Origin of the sequence: Streptomyces sp. NPDC048275, from assembly GCF_040652275.1 — a bacterium.
Taxonomy (GTDB): Bacteria; Actinomycetota; Actinomycetes; order Streptomycetales; family Streptomycetaceae; genus Streptomyces.
Map to the genome: position 1 here is coordinate 1 of NZ_JBEZLR010000094.1, position 18864 is coordinate 18864.

At 69.4% G+C, this 18864-nt stretch carries 17 protein-coding genes and 1 pseudogene; 11 read left to right on the top strand and 7 right to left on the bottom strand.

What is annotated here, in order from left to right; translation table 11 throughout:
- Window positions 1–184: 184 nt before the first annotated feature.
- Together AB0D57_RS37240 and AB0D57_RS37245 are read right to left on the bottom strand one after the other, a co-directional pair.
- Window positions 185–1066, bottom strand: coding sequence for a helix-turn-helix domain-containing protein (locus tag AB0D57_RS37240; protein ID WP_362083863.1), 882 nt, complete (start codon window positions 1064–1066; stop codon window positions 185–187).
- Window positions 1067–1075: 9 nt separating this feature from the next.
- The gene (locus AB0D57_RS37245) at window positions 1076–1909 is read right to left on the bottom strand and encodes an alpha/beta fold hydrolase (protein ID WP_362083866.1); all 834 of its coding nucleotides are present in this window, start codon (window positions 1907–1909) and stop codon (window positions 1076–1078) included.
- A gap of 183 nt (window positions 1910–2092) precedes the next feature.
- Here AB0D57_RS37245 and AB0D57_RS37250 point away from each other — a divergent pair, with 183 nt between their 5' ends.
- From AB0D57_RS37250 to AB0D57_RS37265, 4 genes are all read left to right on the top strand, one after another.
- Window positions 2093–2449 (top strand): tyrosine-type recombinase/integrase, encoded by a 357-nt coding sequence (locus AB0D57_RS37250; RefSeq protein WP_362083869.1) that lies wholly within the window; start codon window positions 2093–2095, stop codon window positions 2447–2449.
- A complete protein-coding gene (locus AB0D57_RS37255) occupies window positions 2446–5073 on the top strand; it encodes a site-specific integrase (protein WP_362083872.1) in 2628 nt (875 codons plus the stop codon). The genes AB0D57_RS37250 and AB0D57_RS37255 overlap by 4 nt, the downstream gene beginning before the upstream one ends.
- Window positions 5070–5666, top strand: coding sequence for a DUF6262 family protein (locus AB0D57_RS37260; protein ID WP_362083875.1), 597 nt, complete (start codon window positions 5070–5072; stop codon window positions 5664–5666). The genes AB0D57_RS37255 and AB0D57_RS37260 overlap by 4 nt, the downstream gene beginning before the upstream one ends.
- A gap of 89 nt (window positions 5667–5755) precedes the next feature.
- On the top strand, window positions 5756–6403 hold the full coding sequence (locus tag AB0D57_RS37265; RefSeq protein WP_362083878.1) for a dihydrofolate reductase family protein: 648 nt from the start codon (window positions 5756–5758) through the stop codon (window positions 6401–6403).
- Here AB0D57_RS37265 and AB0D57_RS37270 read toward each other — a convergent pair.
- Both AB0D57_RS37270 and AB0D57_RS37275 read right to left on the bottom strand, forming a co-directional pair.
- Complete coding sequence (locus AB0D57_RS37270) at window positions 6317–7639, bottom strand: hypothetical protein (protein WP_362083881.1); 1323 nt, start codon at window positions 7637–7639, stop codon at window positions 6317–6319. The two genes, AB0D57_RS37265 and AB0D57_RS37270, sit on opposite strands and share 87 nt — an antisense overlap.
- Before the next feature lie 138 nt (window positions 7640–7777).
- Window positions 7778–8530 carry a TnsA-like heteromeric transposase endonuclease subunit gene (locus tag AB0D57_RS37275; protein ID WP_362083884.1) on the bottom strand — a complete coding sequence of 251 codons (753 nt, stop codon included), beginning with the start codon at window positions 8528–8530 and terminating at the stop codon, window positions 7778–7780.
- Between the two features lie 1091 nt (window positions 8531–9621).
- Between AB0D57_RS37275 and AB0D57_RS37280 the strand changes: the two genes are divergently transcribed.
- The 4 genes and pseudogenes from AB0D57_RS37280 to AB0D57_RS37295 all read left to right on the top strand — a co-directional run bounded on the left by AB0D57_RS37280 (window position 9622) and on the right by AB0D57_RS37295 (window position 13219).
- On the top strand, window positions 9622–9804 hold the full coding sequence (locus AB0D57_RS37280; RefSeq protein ID WP_362083887.1) for a helix-turn-helix domain-containing protein: 183 nt from the start codon (window positions 9622–9624) through the stop codon (window positions 9802–9804).
- A 37-nt stretch (window positions 9805–9841) separates the two neighbouring features.
- Window positions 9842–11008: a tyrosine-type recombinase/integrase gene (locus AB0D57_RS37285; RefSeq protein ID WP_362083890.1), complete on the top strand. Its 1167-nt coding sequence runs from the start codon at window positions 9842–9844 to the stop codon at window positions 11006–11008.
- Between the two features lie 92 nt (window positions 11009–11100).
- Window positions 11101–12087: pseudogene (locus tag AB0D57_RS37290) on the top strand (aldehyde dehydrogenase family protein); the annotation flags it as partial.
- A gap of 25 nt (window positions 12088–12112) precedes the next feature.
- Window positions 12113–13219, top strand: a complete 1107-nt coding sequence (locus AB0D57_RS37295) for an NAD(P)-dependent alcohol dehydrogenase (protein ID WP_362083893.1) — start codon at window positions 12113–12115, stop codon at window positions 13217–13219.
- Between the two features lie 24 nt (window positions 13220–13243).
- On the opposite strand, the gene AB0D57_RS37300 is transcribed toward AB0D57_RS37295, so the two are convergent.
- On the bottom strand, window positions 13244–14203 hold the full coding sequence (locus tag AB0D57_RS37300; protein WP_362083896.1) for an NADP-dependent oxidoreductase: 960 nt from the start codon (window positions 14201–14203) through the stop codon (window positions 13244–13246).
- Between the two features lie 71 nt (window positions 14204–14274).
- On the opposite strand from AB0D57_RS37300, the gene AB0D57_RS37305 reads away from it, so the two are divergent.
- On the top strand, window positions 14275–15222 hold the full coding sequence (locus AB0D57_RS37305; protein ID WP_362083899.1) for a helix-turn-helix domain-containing protein: 948 nt from the start codon (window positions 14275–14277) through the stop codon (window positions 15220–15222).
- A gap of 77 nt (window positions 15223–15299) precedes the next feature.
- Window positions 15300–16151 (top strand): hypothetical protein, encoded by an 852-nt coding sequence (locus tag AB0D57_RS37310; protein WP_362083902.1) that lies wholly within the window; start codon window positions 15300–15302, stop codon window positions 16149–16151.
- A gap of 4 nt (window positions 16152–16155) precedes the next feature.
- Here AB0D57_RS37310 and AB0D57_RS37315 read toward each other — a convergent pair whose 3' ends face one another.
- Together AB0D57_RS37315 and AB0D57_RS37320 are read right to left on the bottom strand one after the other, a co-directional pair.
- Complete coding sequence (locus tag AB0D57_RS37315; RefSeq protein ID WP_362083905.1) at window positions 16156–16710, bottom strand: TetR/AcrR family transcriptional regulator; 555 nt, start codon at window positions 16708–16710, stop codon at window positions 16156–16158.
- Window positions 16707–17069 carry a DUF1304 domain-containing protein gene (locus tag AB0D57_RS37320; RefSeq protein ID WP_362083908.1) on the bottom strand — a complete coding sequence of 121 codons (363 nt, stop codon included), beginning with the start codon at window positions 17067–17069 and terminating at the stop codon, window positions 16707–16709. Before AB0D57_RS37320 ends, AB0D57_RS37315 begins: the two co-directional genes overlap by 4 nt.
- Window positions 17070–17245: 176 nt before the next feature.
- Here AB0D57_RS37320 and AB0D57_RS37325 point away from each other — a divergent pair, with 176 nt between their 5' ends.
- On the top strand, window positions 17246–18841 hold the full coding sequence (locus tag AB0D57_RS37325) for an oxidoreductase (RefSeq protein ID WP_362083911.1): 1596 nt from the start codon (window positions 17246–17248) through the stop codon (window positions 18839–18841).
- The last annotated feature ends 23 nt before the right edge of the window (window positions 18842–18864 follow it).

Here is an 18864-nt window from a genome sequence, read left to right on the forward strand (position 1 = left end):
ACCAGACCGCTGCGACGGCCCGGCGGAGAAGGTCTTTCACCTCCACTCGATTGCATAGCGCTTCGTGGCGCACTCCTTTGACAGCCAAGTTAGTCCGGTGCGATGCCCTGACCTGGGGCGACTAGGTTGGATGTCAAAGGACAGTTGTCGGTCGGGAGCAATGTGAGGGCCGCGGCTGGGCGGTTCAGCGCTGGCCGGAACCGCGTGCGTCACCTGTCACGGGCCTCCCTGCCCGCCAGGAGGCTGGCCAAGCGACGTCGTCGATCGCCAGCCACGGCGCGGCGGCGACGGCAGTCGGCGTGAGCCCCGTAAACGCCTTCACTTCGCGGTGCAGATGGGACTGGTCGACGTAACCGCTCTGGGCCGCGACACCGGCGGGAGGGACACCCGCCGCGAGCAGATGGGCCGCATGGTCGAACCGCACCAGCTGGGCGGCCCGCTTGGGGGTGACGCCGAGCTGCGCCCGGAAACGTGCCCACAGGCGCTTGCGGCTCCAGCCGACCTCGTCCGCCAGGCCGTCGATACGCATCCGGCCCCTGCTGGCGACCGTCCGCCTCCAGATGTGGGCGACCTCCGGATCGACCCGCAGGCCGTCCCCGATCCGCCGGTGGACGGCGTCCGCCGCCATCGCGAACCGCTCGTCCCACGATCCGGCTGTACGCAGCCGCTCCTCGAAGCGCCCGGCGTCGCGGCCCCAGACGCCCCCCAAGGACTCCACGCTCCCGCTGACCCCGGCCGACGAGCCGAGCACTGCGGCCGCCACACCCGGCTGCAGCCGGATCTGCAGGCACTCGCCCACCAGGCCGGACGCCCGCAGCTCCCCGGGGGCCAGGCCGATCACGACACTGCCGCGTCCGTGCCGCCCCTGCGTGTCGTAAACCAGGCCGTCATCGTCGCTCAGATCGATGAGCAAGGTGACGGACGGATGCGCGACCATCGCGATGTCGACGGGCGCGGGGACACGGTGGCGGAATCCGGCCATGCTGATGCCCGGCAGCCGGTCCGAGGGCTCCGGTACTGCGATGTCAACGCCCGACCACGCGGGTGGCACGCCCTGCGACAACACGGCGCCAGTCTAGGCCGGGCCTGCCGGCGGGGTTCCGGCGCACAGGGTCGCGAAGTCCAGCAGTAGCTGGCCCACCGGCTCGGGCGCTTCCAGCATGGGCATGTGCCCAACGCCCGGCAGCATCTCGACCCGCACGTCCGGCACGACGTCGTACTGGCGTGCCGACGCCGGATCCCAACGGGGATCGGCGGCGCCGAAGACCACGAGCACCGGGAGCCCGAGAGCGGCGAGCCGCTCGGGCACGGACTGCTCGGCGAGGTACGCGGTGTTCTCGCGCAGCACCTTGCGGAACGCGCGGTACGTGGTACTCCGCACGTCGGCGACCATGCCGGGCGGAATGGGAGCAGGCCCGGCGAGCGTGGCGCCGATGCCTTTGCGGATCATCGCATCCGAACGCCGCCACCACAGCAGCGGCCCGAAGGGCGGTGCCAGCATCACGCGGAGGATGGCCGACTGCGGCAGGAGCGCGTCGAGGTGCGGGCCGGTGCTGATCATCGCCAGCGAACCCACCAGGTCGGGGCGCTGCTCCGCGAGCGCGGTGGAGACGTATCCGCCGCTGGAGTGGCCGGCCACGGTGACGGCGCGCAGCCCGAGTTCGTCGAGCAGCGCCGCCACGCGGCCCGCCTGCGCCGGAACGTCGTAGGACGTGGCGCGCGGGGACTGGCCGCAGCCCGGGAGGTCTATCCGGACGACATGATGACGGGCGGCGAGGGCCGGGACCACCGGCCCCCAGGAGGCGCCCGAGGCTCCAGACCCGTGGATGAGCAGCAGTGGCGGCGCGTCCCGCGGTCCGTCACGGTCCACATGCATCGGCTGCGCGTGCTGTGCGTCGTGGGCGTTCATAGAGCGATAGTGCGGGGGCGGCGGCTGCCGGTCTTGTACGAATGTCGCCAACGGCCCGCGGCGGGCGCGCCCCGCATCTGGATGTCAACGATTCTGCTCGTGCTGGCGCTGTCGGGATCGTGTGTATCGGATGTAGTGGCGGATGCTGTCGTATGTGACCAAGTAGAGCGGGTCAGCCCAGAGATGGTGCACACCTACTTCGAGTACCTCACCGGCGAGTATCCGCGCGGAGCCGGACACGGCATGCTCCTGGTCCAGCTGCATGGCGCCCGCACGGGACAGCCGTGGGCGCCGGTCGGGGCCCGGCGGATGCTCGGCCGGGCCGGGAAACGTGCCGGGCTCGGGCTGGTGAAGCCCCATGCCTTCCGGCACACGTTCACTTCCGCGGTGCTCGACGCCGCCGATGGCAACCTGCTGATAGCCCGGGACGCCGGCGGCTGGGCCTCGGCCGCCACGGTCGACGAGGTCTACGGACACGTCGACCTCCATGACCTTACGTTCGACGCCGCCCTGCGCACGGTCTGGGGTGAGGCCAAGTGACCGTCACGTCCCTGCTGCCGCAGCAGGACACCCGCACCGGCCGGGACCGGCTGGAAGTCCTCACCGCGCTCATCAACGCGCCCTCCTTCGATCCGCTGTTCTGCCCGGACATCATCACGATCCCGCCCGACCACCCCGTATACCGCTGGAACTGCCTGGTCACGGACTGTGAACGGACCACGATGGGCCACGGCGACCTGTGCTCGGCCCACGAGATGCTCTGGCGTCGGCAGCGCGATGCCGGGACATCACGAGCCGACTTCCTGCGCACGGCACCACCCGCCGGCCCCGGCCAGGAGGTGATAGGGCGCCCATGCCGGATCTGCCCCGACCGACCCGCCCGCCACCTGATCCTGGACCTCTGCCACCACCATCAGTTCCGGTGGTATCACCACCGTGACCGTCATGGCGCCGACGCCGACTTCGACGACTGGCTCGCCGACCAGCAAGCGGCCCCTGGCTACGGAAACTGCCTGGTCCAGGTCTGCCCTGACCTGGCCGACTCACCGCTGGGGCTGTGCTTCCGCCACGACCGGCACTACCGCAACCAGGGCCGCCCCGGAGGGGCGGTCCTGCCCAGTCAGTGGGGCAACCGCTATGAACGCACCGGCCGGCCCACTCCGGTCGAGTACACGGACGAGCCGACCTTCCGCCGGTGGTGCACGACTGCCGCGGCGGTGCTGCGGCCCGCACAGGTCAACCTCCAGGGCCTGCACCCTCTGCTGAGAGCCGAGATCCAGTGGGGCATGTTCTGGCATACCCAACGGCCCCACGGACGCTGGGAGTTGGCTCCATTGCAGCGGCTGGCGAACTACGGCCGTGCACACGGCCTGCGCTCCTTGACCGACCTCGGCTGGGACAACACGGACCAGCGCAAGGCGGTCACCCGCGAGGGCATCTACATCGCCCAGGTCATCGCAGGCGCCCTGCACCCTCTCTACGTGACGCCGGACGAGACACGCGAACTCGGCTACATCCTCACCGAGCACTTCGGCCGCAAGCTCACCGGCCGCGCGATCCGCATCGACCTCACCGGCGTCTCCCAGCAATGGCTGCGCGACCTGATCTGGGACCACCTGGTCGCGATCCTGCGTTCACCCAGCTGCCCCCGCAGTGGAGGCACCTTCGACGACATGCGCCGAGCCGGTCTCGAACTGAGCACCTTCCTGGAACTCCACGCTCCCGCCCGAGGCCACGACCCACGGGCCTTGACGGCCGAGCACATGCACCAGTTCGTCGCCGACCAGCGCCAACGCGAGCGCGAGGGCCTCGTCTCGCTCGCGGCCAGGGGCGTCCACGGCAAGCCGTCGATCGTGACCGCCAACACCCGACAGCGCGTCTTCCACCGCACCCGGCGGCTCCTGCGCGGGGCCCTGGAATCGGGAGAGGCCGAACGCCTTGGCCTGGACCGGGCCTTCATCGCCGCCATGCCCGCCCCAGGGCGGATGGTCAGCCGCGCTCGGCCGCCGTTCGCCGACGGCGTCGCCCGCGCGCTCGCCGACGAGACCAACCTGCGCAGGCTCGCGAAGACCTACGACCCCTTCGACCGCGGCCTGCGGGACGCCTGGGAGACCATCATCGTCACTGGCCGCCGCTGCAGCGAGGTCCTCAAACTCCGCCTGGACTGCCTCGGCCGTTACGGCGGACTCCCTATGCTCTGGCATGACCAGACCAAGGTCGGCAACTACGACCAGGCACTGAGGATCCCCGAACGGGTCCACCAACTCCTGCAGGACCGCCAGCAGAAGACCCTCGCCTTGTTCGAGACCCGGAACAACCGGCCGCCCACCGCCGAGGAACGGGCCCAGATGGCGCTGTTCCCGACGAACCAGCGCAACCGCAACGGACGCACGCCACTGTCCTACAAGTGGTTCCACAAGGGCTTCAAACTCTGGATCGACGAGCTCGACATCGGCCGGTGGGTCCCACACCAGGCCCGGCACAGTCTGGCGACCAGCCTACTGCGGGCCGGGGCAACCCTGACCCACGTCCGCCGCTACCTCGGCCACGTCTCCGAGCGGATGGCCGAGCACTACATCCACCTGACCCAGTCCGACCTGGAGGACGTCCTCCAGCACGTCTGGGTCACCGGCCCCGGCACCGGCAACCCCGGAGAACTCCTCACCGAGCCGACGACCCCGCTCACTCGCGAGCAGGCCCAGTCCCTCGCGATCGACCTGTCCCGCCGCAGCACACCCGCCGAGGGCGGGTTCTGCACCTTCCAGCCCGTCGTTGACGGCGGCGCCTGCCCCTGGAACCTCGACTGCCACAACTGCGACAAGTTCGTCCTGTCCGGCGCCGACCTCCTCTACTGGCAGCGAAAGCGTGAACAGTGGCGGCTGCTGGCCGAGGGCGCCCCCGACGACGCCACCGCCGACTACCTCCACCGCTACTTCGAGCCCACCGCCCGCGCCATCGACGGCCTGGAGAAAGCCCTGGCCGGCCTCGGCCTCCTCGACGACGCACTCGCCCTGGACCTGCGCAAACCCCAGGACTACTTCCACCGCGTGTGGTCCACTGCCTTCCGCGCATCCGACCTCGCCCACGCAGGCGGCGCTGAGCCAGACGAGTACAGCGATACGTGCACAACCGACGGTGACGATCCCGAACAGGACATCGCATGAACTCCGCAACCGTCCCCGAACCCCGCACCGCCGCGGCTCTCGCCGCCCGACGGCACAAAACCGAGGCCGCCCTCCAACGCGTCCATGACGCCATCACCCGCATCCGTCGCGAGAAAGCCCAGGTCAGCGTCGCCGCCGTCGCCCGCCGCGCGGACGTCTCCCGCACCTTCCTCTACGACAACCCCGCAGCAAGATCCGCCGTCGCCACCGCGATCGCCGAGGCCGGCGAACACCGCACCCGCATACTCGCCAACCAGGACAACGAGCCCGAGGCAACCTGGCGCGAACGCGCACTGAACGCCGAGGACGCCCTCAAGGCTGCGCACGCAGAGACCCTCGCCCAACGCACCCGCATCGGCGAACTCCTCGGTCAGATCCGCGACTTGCAGGCCGAGTGGACCGAGGAAGCCATCCAGCGGATCACCACCGAAAACACCACCCTCAAACAAAGGGTCCGCCAACTGACCGCAGACAACCGCACCCTGGACGAACGACTCAAGGCCGCCCGCTCCAACCTCCGCTTCCAAGACCGCCGCGTCGCCGATCTCGAAGCCCGTCTGTCCGCCGACCTCACAGATCAGGACACTAAGTAGCCCAGTTTCTGACCGGTCACGAACACAGCGATGAGTTTTTCCGGCCCGGAGAGTCTCACCACAGTTATCGATCAACACAGGAGGAACACGTGGCTCAGCTACTGAGAGTCCAGAACTTCAACGTCTCGAGTGACGGCATCGGCGCCGGTGAGGACCAGAGCCTCGAGAATCCGTTCGGTCACGGCGTCGATCCCGCGAGGCTGTTCGCGTGGGCCGGCGCCACCGCGAGCTGGCCCATGCGCACCGACCCCGGAGGGAGCCGGGGACTCGACGACTACTTCACGCGGGACTACGCGCGCAACATCGGTGCCGAGATCATGGGCCGCAACAAGTTCGGGCCCCAGCGCGGGCCCTGGCACAACCATGAGTGGCGCGGCTGGTGGGGTGACGAGCCCCCGTTCCGCACCCCGGTGTTCGTCATGACCCACCACAAGCGTCCTTCGTTCACGCTCTCCGACACCACGTTCCACTTCGTCGATGGCGACCCCGCCACGATCCTCGAGCAGGCACGGGAGGCGGCGCAGGGCAAGGACGTCCGACTCGGCGGCGGAGTCACCACAATCCGGCAGTTCCTCGACGCCGACCTCGTCGACACCATGCACGTGGCGGTCTCGCCGGTGAAGCTCGGGTCCGGACTACGACTCTGGGAGTCACCCGATGAGCTGCTCGACCGGTTTCACCTGGAGGTCGTTCCCAGCCCGAGCGGCGTGACGCACCACCTGTTCTGGCGCAAGTAACACGAGGGCCCACTCGGGGATGCCTGCCTCGGACATGGCCCGTCCACCGTCCCGGTGGACGGGCCATCCCACGAGCCCCCGCAACGAGTTACCGCAACCACCCCACCCCGTCGTCACGAACATGTAGTCTATGAATCGCCGCAGTTCAGAGCCGGTGCACGAGCTCCTGCGGTCGGTAAAGACCGTGACGATCCACTCGTCCAGCAGTTCCTGCAGCTCGGGCAGAGACCACAACGGTCCGTCCTCCAAGCGTCGGCCGCGACGGTCCACCGACCGGCCGGTGTATCTGGCGACAAACTGCGCGAACAGCGTTGACACCGAACCCAGGGTCTTCTCGATCACGCCCTTCTCGAAGGGGGACGCCTTGTGTGTCGGCTGCAGTGTGACACCCAAGAAGCGGCAGGAGGCACGGAAGTTGTGCGAGATGAAGACCTTGCCGTGGTCGCAGACGATCGTCTCCGGAATGATCACCGGTCTTGCCGCCGCGTGCTCCAGCCGCTCGTCCAGGGCCAGCAGCCGCTCGTGGGGCAGCGCCGACCGGGACATTCGCAGTGCCTCTGGCCAGCCCGGACGCATTGTCTCCGGTGTGATGCTGCGGGCCATGAGGGCGGAGGCGTCGGCTGCCTTCGTCGTGGGCCGCAGGACCGCCGCAGTGATCGACCTGGAGGCGATGTCGACGAGTGCGGTCAACTCGACCTTCTCCGCGATGCCGTTGTCCAGCCGCACCAGGACATCCAGCGGACTGGAGTCGATCTGCATCAACTCGCCCGGCGCGATGGCCGGTACTTCCCCGAACGGGCCGGCCGGACGCGCATGCACCGAGCGGCGAGTGGTCGCCGAACCGGTCGCGTGTGTGCCTGCGGCCAGCTTGTCGAAGAGCCGGTAGAGCGTGCGCTCCGTAGGCAGTTCGATGTCATGGGCATCCTCGCGGGACGCCAGGATCTGCTTCGTCCGCCAGATGGTGAATCGGACCGTCCTTGAGGAGGCATCGGCCGTCTCGGCGATCGCCTGCCGCATTGCTTCGACCACCGCTGGGGCGATCCGGCCGAACGTCGGCAGTTGCTTGGCCGACCGGCCGTCGGCCAGCCCGACAAGCCCGTCGCGGTGATATCGCTGGCGCCGCTGCTTGATGCCGCTGGCTGTCATCGGATGGCCCGCTGCCGTCAGCTCGGCCGCCTTGGCTCGCTCGAGTTCGGCCAGCGAATGCCGCCTGGGGTCGAACTCCGGTCGTGGCACCGCCCCTTGGAGTGCATCCGGCGGCAGACCGTTGCAGCACCTCCAGGATGTGCTCCTCCCACCAACGAGCCTGGTCAGCGGCCGTCTTGGGGAACTCTGCGATCCGGGCAGTCGGCGGAACCCGTCGCCGCTTCTCCTTCATCCGGGACCTCCACCGGACAGCCGGACGACCGTGCGCGGGCCCAGCAGTTCGACCGCCATCCCCTCGGCGGACAATTCCTGCCTCCACAGCAGGTGGAACAGCACGGGCAGCGTTGCGAGCCGGTCGCCGGCCGTATCGGCCCCGGGCATCAGGGGCCCCGGTTGCGAGAAGACGTCCATCAGCCGGGCAGCGACCGGACCTTGACGGCAGCGGGGGTGACAGTAGCGCGACAACCACCGCACGTTCGCCAGCAGCACCGCCTCCGGGGTCCCCACCCGCTCGAAGCCCCACCCGGCCTCGGCGCAGGCCCGGCGCGTCACTTCGAAGGCTTCGGCATCGCGCGGCGCGATCCAATCGTCGGCGCGGACATCGACGACCACGGCCGAGCCATCCGCGCGGCGCACAAAGAAGTCCGGGGCATGCCGACGCTCACGCGAACCGTCGTGCCAGTGCAGCCAGAACGGCTGGGAGGCGACACCCACCACGGCGGGATCGAAGTCCATGAGCACGAGATGGTCCCGCTCCAGCCATGACTCGAAGCCGACATGCTGCCCGGTCGTCGCCGCCCAGTACCAGCCCGGGAAATGGGGTCCACCCGGCGGCCACCGAAACGGCCGTACCGGAACCGCGTCCTCGAACCTGACCGACACGCAGTCCCAAAACGTACGCCGTCGACGCTCACGCCTGCCATCCACGCACGACACCTCGACGTACGGCACGGCCCCGTCCGCCCCAGCCGGTACGGCCATACAACACCCCCAGCGTGCTCACCCCGCACGACTAGGTTCACTGTCACAAAAGCCGAAACGGCTGAGTTCGTTGCCAAACGCCTCGATTAGATGACAAAGGGCAAATTCGCTCACGGCGGACGAGAAAGAACTTCAAAGGACTGGATACCTCCGCCGGGGCTATGTCAACGTACAACGTCCCGGAAAACACCAGGTCAGACGGCGGGGCTACTCGGCAGAGTGGCTAACAACTCTGAGACCCAGCCGTGCGAGGTTGCCGTGCTGGCATGGTCCGTACTTGGGAGGTGCATCTGTCTGAATCCGCTATCCGATCCGACCGCTTCACTTCAGTCGTCCTCTTTGTCCTTGGCGGGCTGAAGGCTTGGGGTGGCCAAACAGTGGTTGACTAAGTTGCCGTATTCACCGGACTCTGCGTCTGCGCGGCCGGCCTGTTCGGCGAGGATCTCTTGCAACGGCGTTATCGCGGCGATCGTGCCGTGCTCGCGTGTGTAGCGGTGTATCCCGGTGCCACGGCACGGCAAGTGGCACAGGCCGTCAGCGTCGCCGAGCGCCTCGCTGCGCGAAGTCTCAACCAGCTCACGGATGACGGCCTACTGGCGGTTGCCTCGGACGAGGAGATCCCGGCTTTGCGGTCGTATCAGTTGGCTTCCTGATGGCAGTTGGCCCGGGGCGTCATCTGAGGCGACGCGCAACATAGCCGACGATTGCCGGTTAGCCAAACCGGCGATCGTGACGACCATTGGGGGCGTTCGCAGCGGCTGTGCTTGGCGGTGGAGCCGCTGTGGACGCAGCCGGTAGTGCCGCAATGTACAAGGAGGCAATGAGCGGCCCCGTCTGCGACCTCGACCTCCCTGAAATCGGCAGCGCCGTCCGCTGAAAGGAAGCGATATCCGCGTCGAGTTGACGTGGACTCTCTGGTGTTGCTGATCCCGCTCAGTCGCTCTGTGCGCTCCTCCTCAAGGAACTCCACCTATGTGTCGATCCGCGATACCCCCTGCCCGTTTCCGTCCCCGGTTGGCAGTCCCCTCTGGTCTGCTCGCCGACTTCGTGCCTGTCCGGGATCTCGCGGAGACAAACGGGCGGGTGGCGCCTTGACCGCCGGTGGGAGCAACCGGCTGCTGACGCCGGAAGAAGTGGCTGCATGGCTCAGGGTCGGCGAGATCACCGTCAAGAACAAGTACCGCGCCTGGGGGCTCAAGCCGCAGAAAGTCGGGCGCCTCCTGCGCTTCCGAGAGCGCGATGTCGTGACCTACCTCGACCGCAACTACGGGTGAGGTTGTCGCCCAGCGCCCAAGGCCGAAAGGACGCCACTTGGCCACCGTCTTCCAGAAGTGCAAGACCGACGACAAGAATAAGAACTATCCGTGTGAGAAGACCAGATGCGGCCACCCCTGGACGGTCAGATACCGGGAGCCGGGAGGCCGGTCCGGTCGGCAGCGCGAGAGGTCATTCCCGACCAAGCGCGAGGCCGACGACCACGGCGTAGAGATGGAGAGCGCCAAGCGGGAAGGCACGTACCTCGATCCCAAGCGGGGCGCCGTACCGCTCCGGACGTACGCGGAGGCGTGGCTCGAACGTCAGCACCTCGCACCCAACACAGAGAGCACGTACGAGCGGGGCTTCCGGCTGCACGTCTTCCCCTTCATGGGAGAACGACTGCTGACCTCGATACGCCCCGAGGACATCGAGCGGTTGGGTGCCCACATGACGGCCGGAGGGCTCTCTGCGCACTCTGTGCAGGCGTACACGATACCCCTGAAGGCGGTCCTCACGGCCGCCGTGAACAACGGTGATGTCGGCCGGCATCCCTTCGTTGCTGCCAAGCTGCCCCTGCTGCCGAGCCGGGCTGTGGATGAGATGCTCCTCCCGTCTGCTCGGCAGGTGCAGGACATCGCGGACGAGTTCCGCCGGGAGTGGGCGCTCTCCGTCTGGCTCATGGCGGGCCTCGGGCTCCGGAAGGGCGAGATGCTCGGCCTGCGGGTCGGAGACTTCCTCGACGACCGTGTGAGGCTCCGCCGCCAGGTTATACGCGTCAAGGGCGTCAAGGGGGCCGTCCTGGGCCCGCTGAAGCACCGTAGGAAGGGGGACTGGCGGGACATCCCGTTGGCGACGCACCTGTCCGACGCCGTGGGTGAGCACGTGGCTCGTTACGGCACCGGTCCGGACGGCGCCCTGTTCCAGACGATGACCGGAACCCTGGTGGCCACCTCGAACTACTCGTATGCTTTCCGTAAGGTAGTGAATACCCTGGGTTATGGGTGGTCGCCTCACGACCTGCGCCACTGGTTCGCCTCGACCGCGCTCAGCAACGGCTTGCCACTCTTGGACGTGTCCCGGTGGCTGGGGCACAAGAGCATCACGGAGACGGCGGACACGTACGGGCACCTCACCCCTGACGCCACCGGCCGGGCAGTCATGGTGATGGATGGGGCGCTGACCCGGCACCGTGCTGACGTGGTGCTGACTGAGGAGGCATGATCTAGCGTTTCTCCAGGTCGGAGGGGACGGTTTGATATGTTCGATTGACATATGTCTTCGATTCGGGCGGCGAGTCGTCCCGAGAAACGAGCAACTTCCCGCTGATCCTGTCCAGTTCGAAGCTCGCCCCGGCGCTCGCGGCCGGCAACACCGTGGTCCACAAGCCCGCCGACGAGACCCCGCTGAGCGCCCTGTACATGGCCCGGCTGCTCCAGAAGGCCGGTGTCCCGGACGGCGTCGTCAACGTCGTCACCGGCAGTGGCCCCGTCGCGGGCGAGGCGCTGCTGCGCAACCCCGGGATCGACAAGCTCGCCTTCACCGGGTCGACCGCGGTCGGCCGGCACGCCGCGAGCGTCGCGGGCGAGGCGCTCAAGCCCGTCACCATGGAGCTGGGCGGTAACGCCGCCCACCTCGTCTTCGAGGACGCGGACCTGGAGAAGGCGGTCGGCGCGGTCATCAAGGGCTTCGTCTTCAACTCCGGGCAGTTCTGCATGGGCGGCCCACGGCTGCTGGTGGCGCGCTCGGTGTACAGCACACTGCTGGGCATCCTCGCCGACGCCGTCCCCGGCGTCCCGGTCGGCGACCCCCGGGCGCCCGAGACGGCCGTCGGCCCGATGGCGGGGGAGAAGCACCTCCGAAAGGTCGAGGAGTATGTCGACCTGGCCCGCAAGGAAGGCGCCCGCGTCGTCTGCGGCGGCGAGCGACTCGACCTGAACGGCGGCTACTACTACCAGCCCACGGTGATCGCCGACCTGTCCAACGACTCCCGCGTCATCCAGGAGGAGATCTTCGGTCCCGTCCTCACGGTCCAGCCCTTCGACTCCGAGGACGAGGCCGTCGAACTGGCCAACTCCACCCCGTACGGCCTGGCTTCGGGCATCCAGACCCGCAACCTCGCCCGCGCCCACCGCGTTGCCGACCGGCTCCAGGCGGGCATCGTCTGGATCAACGACTGGGCGATGCTCGACCCCGCGATTCCCTTCGGCGGGGTCAAGGACTCCGGCTTCGGCCGCGAGTACGGGCCCGAGGCGCTCGCCGCCTACACCAAGGTCAAGTCCGTCGTCGTCTCGCTCGACTGAGCCGCTCACCATGGGAGTTCGTACGATGTCCATCACCACGCGCGCGGCCGTGGTCGAGTCCGGGGGAGCGCCGTTCACGCTCACCGACGTGGAACTCGATGAGCCCGGCCCCGGCGAAGCCCTCGTCCGTATGGTGGCGACCGGTCTGTGCCACACCGACCTCGGTGCGGCGAGCGGCGGTCTGCCCTTCCCGCTGCCCGGCGTCCTCGGCCACGAGGGAGCGGGAGTCGTCGAGGCCGTCGGCCCGAATGTCACCGGCATCGCCCCCGCTGACCACGTCGTCCTGTCCTTCACCTCCTGCGGCGGCTGCCACAACTGCCGTGACGGGCATCCCGCCTACTGCGCCACCTGGCTGCCGCTGAACCTCATCGGCGGCCGCCGCGCCGACGGCACCAGCACCATCAGCCGCGACGGAACGCCGCTCGGCGGCCACTTCTTCGGGCAGTCGTCCTTCGCGGAACGGGCGTTGGTCGACCAGCGCAGCCTCGTCAAGGTCGACCCGGACGCGCCGCTGGAGTCCATCGCCCCGCTCGGCTGCGGGGTGCAGACCGGAGTCGGTGCCGTCTGGAACGTACTGAAGCCGCGCCTGGGCAGCACCGTCGTCGTGCTCGGTGCCGGAGCCGTCGGCCTGTCCGCGGTGATGGCCGCCGCCCTCACCCCCGCGACGCGGATCGTCGCGGTCGACAAAGTGGGCGAACGCCTCTCGCTGGCCGAGGAGTTGGGCGCCACCCACACCGTGAACGCCGGCCAGGCCGATATCGTGGCGGCGCTCGCCGAGATCACCGGCGGCCAGGGCGCCGACGGTGTCGTGGAGACCACGGGCAGTGTCGCCGTGCTGCGCATGGGCGTTGACGCGCTCGCCGCCCGCGGCACGCTGGTCGTGGTCGGCGCCCCGCCGTTCGGCACCGAAGTCGCCCTGGACGTCAACGGGTTGATCCCCGGCAAGCGGATCGAGGGCCTCACCCTCGGCGACAGCGAGACACAGACCTTCATCCCCGCCCTGGTCCAGTTGGTCAAGGAGGGACGGCTCCCGCTGCACCGCCTGATCAGCCACTACCCGTTCGCCGACATCGAGCAGGCGGTGCGGGACATGGGCGCGGGCAAGGCGATCAAGCCCGTGCTCACGTTCTAGTCCACACCTTCTGGTCGACCCGTTTCAGTCGACGACCAGAACCAGCTTCCCCGTGGTCCGGCCGGTGTCCCCGAGCGCGTGTGCCTTGGCGGCATCGGCCAGCGGGAAGGTCGCGGCGATCGTGGCGCGCAGCTTGCCCGCCTCGACGAGGTCCGCGATCGCCTTCATACCGGTGTGGGAGGCGTCGACGAGCATCCTGATCGCCCGTACGCCGAGTCGCTCGGCCTCCTCGTAGAGCTCGTCGGAGCCGACCGGCAGGATCGAGACCACGATTCCGCCGGGCCTCAGCACGCGCAGCGAGCGCAGGGCGGTCTCGCCGCCGATCGTGTCCAGGACGACGTCCACGTCCCGGACGACCTCGGTGAAGTCGGTCTCCCGGTAGTCGATCGCCTCGTCCACGCCGATCCCGCGCAGGAAGTCGTGCTTGCCCGCACTCGCCGTGCCGATCGCGTGGGCGCCCCGCGCCTTGGCGATCTGCACGGCCACGTGCCCGACCCCGCCGGCCGCCGCGTGGATCAGTACCCGCTGCCCCGGCCGCAGGTCGGCCATCTCGACCAGGGCCTGCCACGAGGTCAGCCCGACCAGCGGAAGCGCGCCCGCCTGCGTGTGGTCGATCCCGGTCGGCTTGTGCGCGAAGGCGCGGGCCGGAGCGGTGACGTACTCGGCGTGCGAACCGTGCCCGAAGGGGTAGGACAGCATCCCGAAGACCTCGTCCCCGGGCTGGAAGCGGGCGACGCCGATCCCCGTCGCCTCGACCACGCCGGAGACGTCCCAGCCGAGGACGAAGGGCGGCTCGCCGAGGAATCCGCCGGTGGCGCGGTGCTTCCAGTCGGTCGGGTTGACCCCGGCGGCGCGCACGCGGACCAGTACCTCGTTCGTGCGTGGTGTGGGGCGCTCCACCTGTACTTCTTTGAGGACCTCGGGACCACCGAGGACGTCCTGACTGATGGCTCGCATGGTGTTCATCGCGTTCACAGTGCTCATGGTGTCCCAGCCTGCCGGGGTTCGCCCGACAAGAAAATGGCATGATTGCCAATGTTCGATAGGATCGTGCCATGCGGCATGTGGAGCGGGTCGTGGTCCTGGCACTCGACGGCGTCTACCCCTTCGAGCTGGGCATCCCCAGCCGGATCTTCGGCGCGGCGGACGGTCGGTACGAGGTGCTGACCTGCACGGTCGACGGGCGGCCGGTGCGCAGTAACGCGGACTTCTCGGTCACCGTCGAGCACGGCCCCGAGGTGCTGCGCACGGCGGACACGGTGGTGATCGCGCCCATCACTCCGGCGAACGTCACCGCGGAGCTCCCCGAGGAGATCACCGCGGCGCTCGCGTTCATCCGGCCCGGTACCCGGATCGTCTCCATCTGCACGGGCGCGTTCGTCCTGGCGGCGGCCGGTCTCCTGGAAGGGCGGCGGGCGACCACGCACTGGCAGTTGGCCGATCAGTTCCGGCGGATGTTCCCGCATGTGGCGCTGGACCCGGACGTGCTCTTCGTCGACGACGGCACGATCCTGACCTCCGCCGGTGCCGCCTCCGGTGTCGATGTCTGTCTGCACATCGTCCGCGAGGACCACGGCAGCGAACTGGCGAACAAGGTGGCCCGGCGCTGTGTGGTACCGCCCTGGCGCGACGGCGGCCAGGCCCAGTACATCGAACAGCCCGTGCCCGAACCCTCGGCGACGAGCACGGCCGCGACCCGGGCATGGGCCCTCGAACGTCTGGGCGACCCACTGACACTGACCGATCTCGCCGGCAACGCCCGGATGAGCCTGCGTACCTTCGCCCGCCGTTTCCAGGACGAAGTGGGCATGAGTCCCGGGCGCTGGCTCATTCAGCAGCGTGTCGCCCGGGCCCGTCATCTGCTGGAGTCCAGCGACCTCTCGGTGGACCAGATCGCCGGCGAGGTCGGCTTCGCGACCGGCACCTCGCTCCGGCAGCACCTGCACGCAGCGATCGGCGTCTCGCCGCAGGCGTACCGGCGTACGTTCCAGGCCGCCCGCTGAGGCGCGTTCGCCACCGAACGATCAACGCCACTCCGGCGTCGTAGGAGGGACGCGGCGTTCGGAGGACAGGGGTGGGAATGCGCAAGGGGATTGTGGCGACGGTGGTTCTGCTCGGCCTGACGGCGTTGGGGTGCGACGACGGGATCCGCGAGGACCTCGTGATCACCGGCACGCCCCCGGCCACGCCGTACGCCGGGCCGCTGGACGTTCCGTTCACGGAGAGCGCCGATGGCAGCCCACGGGAATTCGAGGAGAGTTCGGGCGCGGCCGGCCGGGCGCTGGAGTGCGACAGCGGGATCTACTCGGGCGACGGAGGGGATGGGTGGGGCGAGAGCGACGGCGGCGCGACGCCGGAGGAAGGCCTGAACGCGTACTTCGACATGTATCAGCCCGAACTGCCAGACCGTGGCTACCGGGTGGAGCGCAAGGGAGACGGCCGGGTCCTGTTCTCGTACGACGTCGACGGCCGGACCAAGGTTGCCGTCGTCGTGGCCAAGGACCAGCCGGAACGCCCCGGTTGGGGCCCGGAGACCAGCGCCTCCTGCGACCCGGCCGAACTCCCGGCGAGCTTCACCGACACCAAGTACGAGATCTGGACCGACCGGGACGGCCGTCGTGTGCCCACCACGACGGTGAGCAGCCGGACGGGACCGGAGCACTGCGACTGGGAGAACGTGCACTTCCTCGACCTGGGCGACGGCGAGGACGTCAGGCAGTACGCCCGTGATCCGGACGGGGCACTCGGGACGGAGCTGCTCACCTCCGCGTACGACGGGGCCGTGCCCATGCCCGCCGACGCGCGGGACACCGGATACCGCTTCAAGGACTGGGCGCTCTGGCTGGCGGACGACGAGGAGACGGCGTACGTACGCACCTCCGACGGGGTGGAGGCGTGGCCCGCCACGAGGGACTACGTGGCCTGCCAATGAGGGCTCACCGGCTGCTGTGCAGGGCGACCAGCAACTGCCAGACCTGGTGGGCCACTTCCTCGGGGCCGCCCTCGAGCAGACCGTGCAGCCAGTCGGCGAGGACCCCGGCGAAGGTGGCGGCGACGGCGGAGGCGACGAGTGGGGCGTCCGGAGCGCCCACGAGGGTGCGCTCGGCCAGGCTGCGGGCGCGCAGATCCCGGTGCAGGACATGGCCGAGTGGGCCGCCCCCGCCCGGGGTCAGCAGCGTGCGGTAGAGGGCGGCGTGCGGGGCGAGGTCGGCGAAGAACGCGAGCAGGGCGTCGGGCGCGGACACCGGGTCGGGGCGGCCGCGCCACGCGTGCAGCGCGTCCACTGCTTCCCGTACGACATCGGCGCAGGCGTCGACGGCCAGGGCCTCCAGGTCGGCGTAGTGCACATAGAACGTGGCGCGGCCTACCCCGGCCCGTCGCACCAGCGCGGCGACGCCGACCTCTTCCAGCGGGCGCTCGGCGCACTCCGCCAGGAGCGCCTGCCGCAGCCTCTCCCGGGTGCGGGCGGCCCGCGGGTCCTCCGGCGTCACCGCGCGACGAGTACTGCGGCGAGGGCGAGCGCGCCGGGCAGCGCCTGCGCGAACAGGATGCGGCGATTCGCGGTGACCGCGCCGTACACCCCGGCGACCACGACGCACACCAGGAAGAACACCTGCACGCGAAAGCCGGTCGGATCAGCGGCGATCAGTCCCCACGCCAGGCCGGCGGCCAGGAACCCGTTGTAGAGCCCCTGGTTGGCGGCCATCGGCGCGGTCGCGCGGGCCATCTCCGGGTCGAACCCGTGCAGCCCCCGCCCCGGCTTCTTCTCCCACAGGAACATCTCCATCACCAGGATGTACGCGTGCAGTGCGGCCACCAGGCCCACCAGCACGTTCGCGACCGTGTCCATCGTCAGCAAACTCCTCGTCGACTTCCGCGTTCTCTGCCGCGTTCTCATCCACATTTCTTGGACAGGTGTCCATTATAACTGGACGTCTGTCCAAGAAATCACGGAGCGCCTTCGGTTGCCCCGCGCGCCCCCCGGGTAGTGACGCAGCGGTTTCCGTTGCTGGAGGTGGAGTTGACGTGTCGGGCAGCATGGCGCCGGGTGGGTGGAGCGGGAGTGAGCGGGGGATGTGGACCGCCTTCCGCAGGGGGGAGTGGTACGCGGACGGGGGCGAGGTCCGGGCCTCGGTCGTCCGTCGGCTGCTGCACGCACCGCCGCCGGCGGAGCCGGGTCACCTGCCGCGGCTGAGGCTCAGGAACGTGACGATCACCGGGCGGCTCGACCTGGCCGAGGCGGTCGTCGCGGGAACCCTGCGGCTTCGTAACTGCCGTTTCGAGCAGGCCCCCTGCCTCGACGGCGCCTCCTTGGGCGCCCTGGAGCTGCGCGACTGCGTGCTGCCCGGCCTCTCCGCGGTCGGCGTCACGATCGGGCGGCAGTGCGAGATCACCGGGTGCCGGGTGGGAGGGCCGATGGATCTGTACGGGGCTTCGATCGGCGGCACCCTGCACCTGGAGAACAGCCACCTGACCGGGCACGGCCACCGCCGTGGCGAGGGAGCGCTGCAACTGCTGTGTGCCACCGTCGGCGGAGACATCCAGGCCGGTTCGGGACTCCGCGTCCACGGCTGCACCGACCTGCGGGACACCTCCGTACGCGGCAGCGTCGTCCTCAAACGCGCCGAGCTGCGCAACCCCTCGGGGTCGGCGCTCAAGGCCAACCGGCTGCACATAGGAGGGGACTTGAACTGCCGGGGCGGGCTCGTCGCCGAAGGCACCGTCGACCTGTGCGACGCGAAGGTGGGCGGTGGCGCCCTCTTCGAGGAGGCGTCGCTCGCTGCCGAGGACGGGCGGCCCGCCCTGCGCGCCCACGGCATAGACGTCGGCGCCGAGTTCAACCTCTGCGACGGCTTCACCGCACGCGGCCGGCTCTCCATGAGCAGCATCACCGTGCGCAGCCGGTTCTGCTTCAAGGACGGACTCGTCGAGGCACCGGCCGGACAGCCGGCCCTCCTCAGCCGCCGCTCCACCGCCTCCGAACTCGACATACGCTTTCGTGAGCCCGTACACGGCACCGTCGACCTCAGTCACGCCCGCGTGACCGTCCTGAACGGCACCCCGGAGAGCTGGCCCACGGCGCTGCGCATGGAGGGCGCGGTGTACGACAGTCTGCTGCCCCAACTCCCGGCCCCGCAACGGCTTCCGCTGCTCGCCCGCGACCCCGAGGGATTCACCCCGCAGCCGTACGAGCAACTGGCGGCCGCCTACCGGCTGCATGGCCACGACGGCGACGCCCGCACCGTCCTGCTCGCCAAACAACGGCGGCTGCGCACCACACTGCCGTGGCCCGGCCGCGTGTGGAGCCACCTCCAGGACATCACCGTCGGCTACGGCTACCGGCCGATGCGTGCCGTGTGGTGGCTGTGCGCGATCATGCTCAGCGGGATCCTCCTGTTCACCCGCTGGCCCCCGCAACCGATCGACCCCGGCAAGCCGCCCCGCTTCCAGGCGGCCATTTACACCTTCGACCTGGTGCTGCCGCTCGTCGACTTCGGGCAGGAGCAGGCGTTCAGTCCGCGCGGCGGGCTCCAGTGGGCGGCCGTGGTCCTGGTCTGCCTGGGCTGGTTGCTCGCGACGACGGCCGCCGCGGGCGCCAACCGCACGCTCCGCAGAGAGTGACCGGCACCGTCATCCGGCGCTCG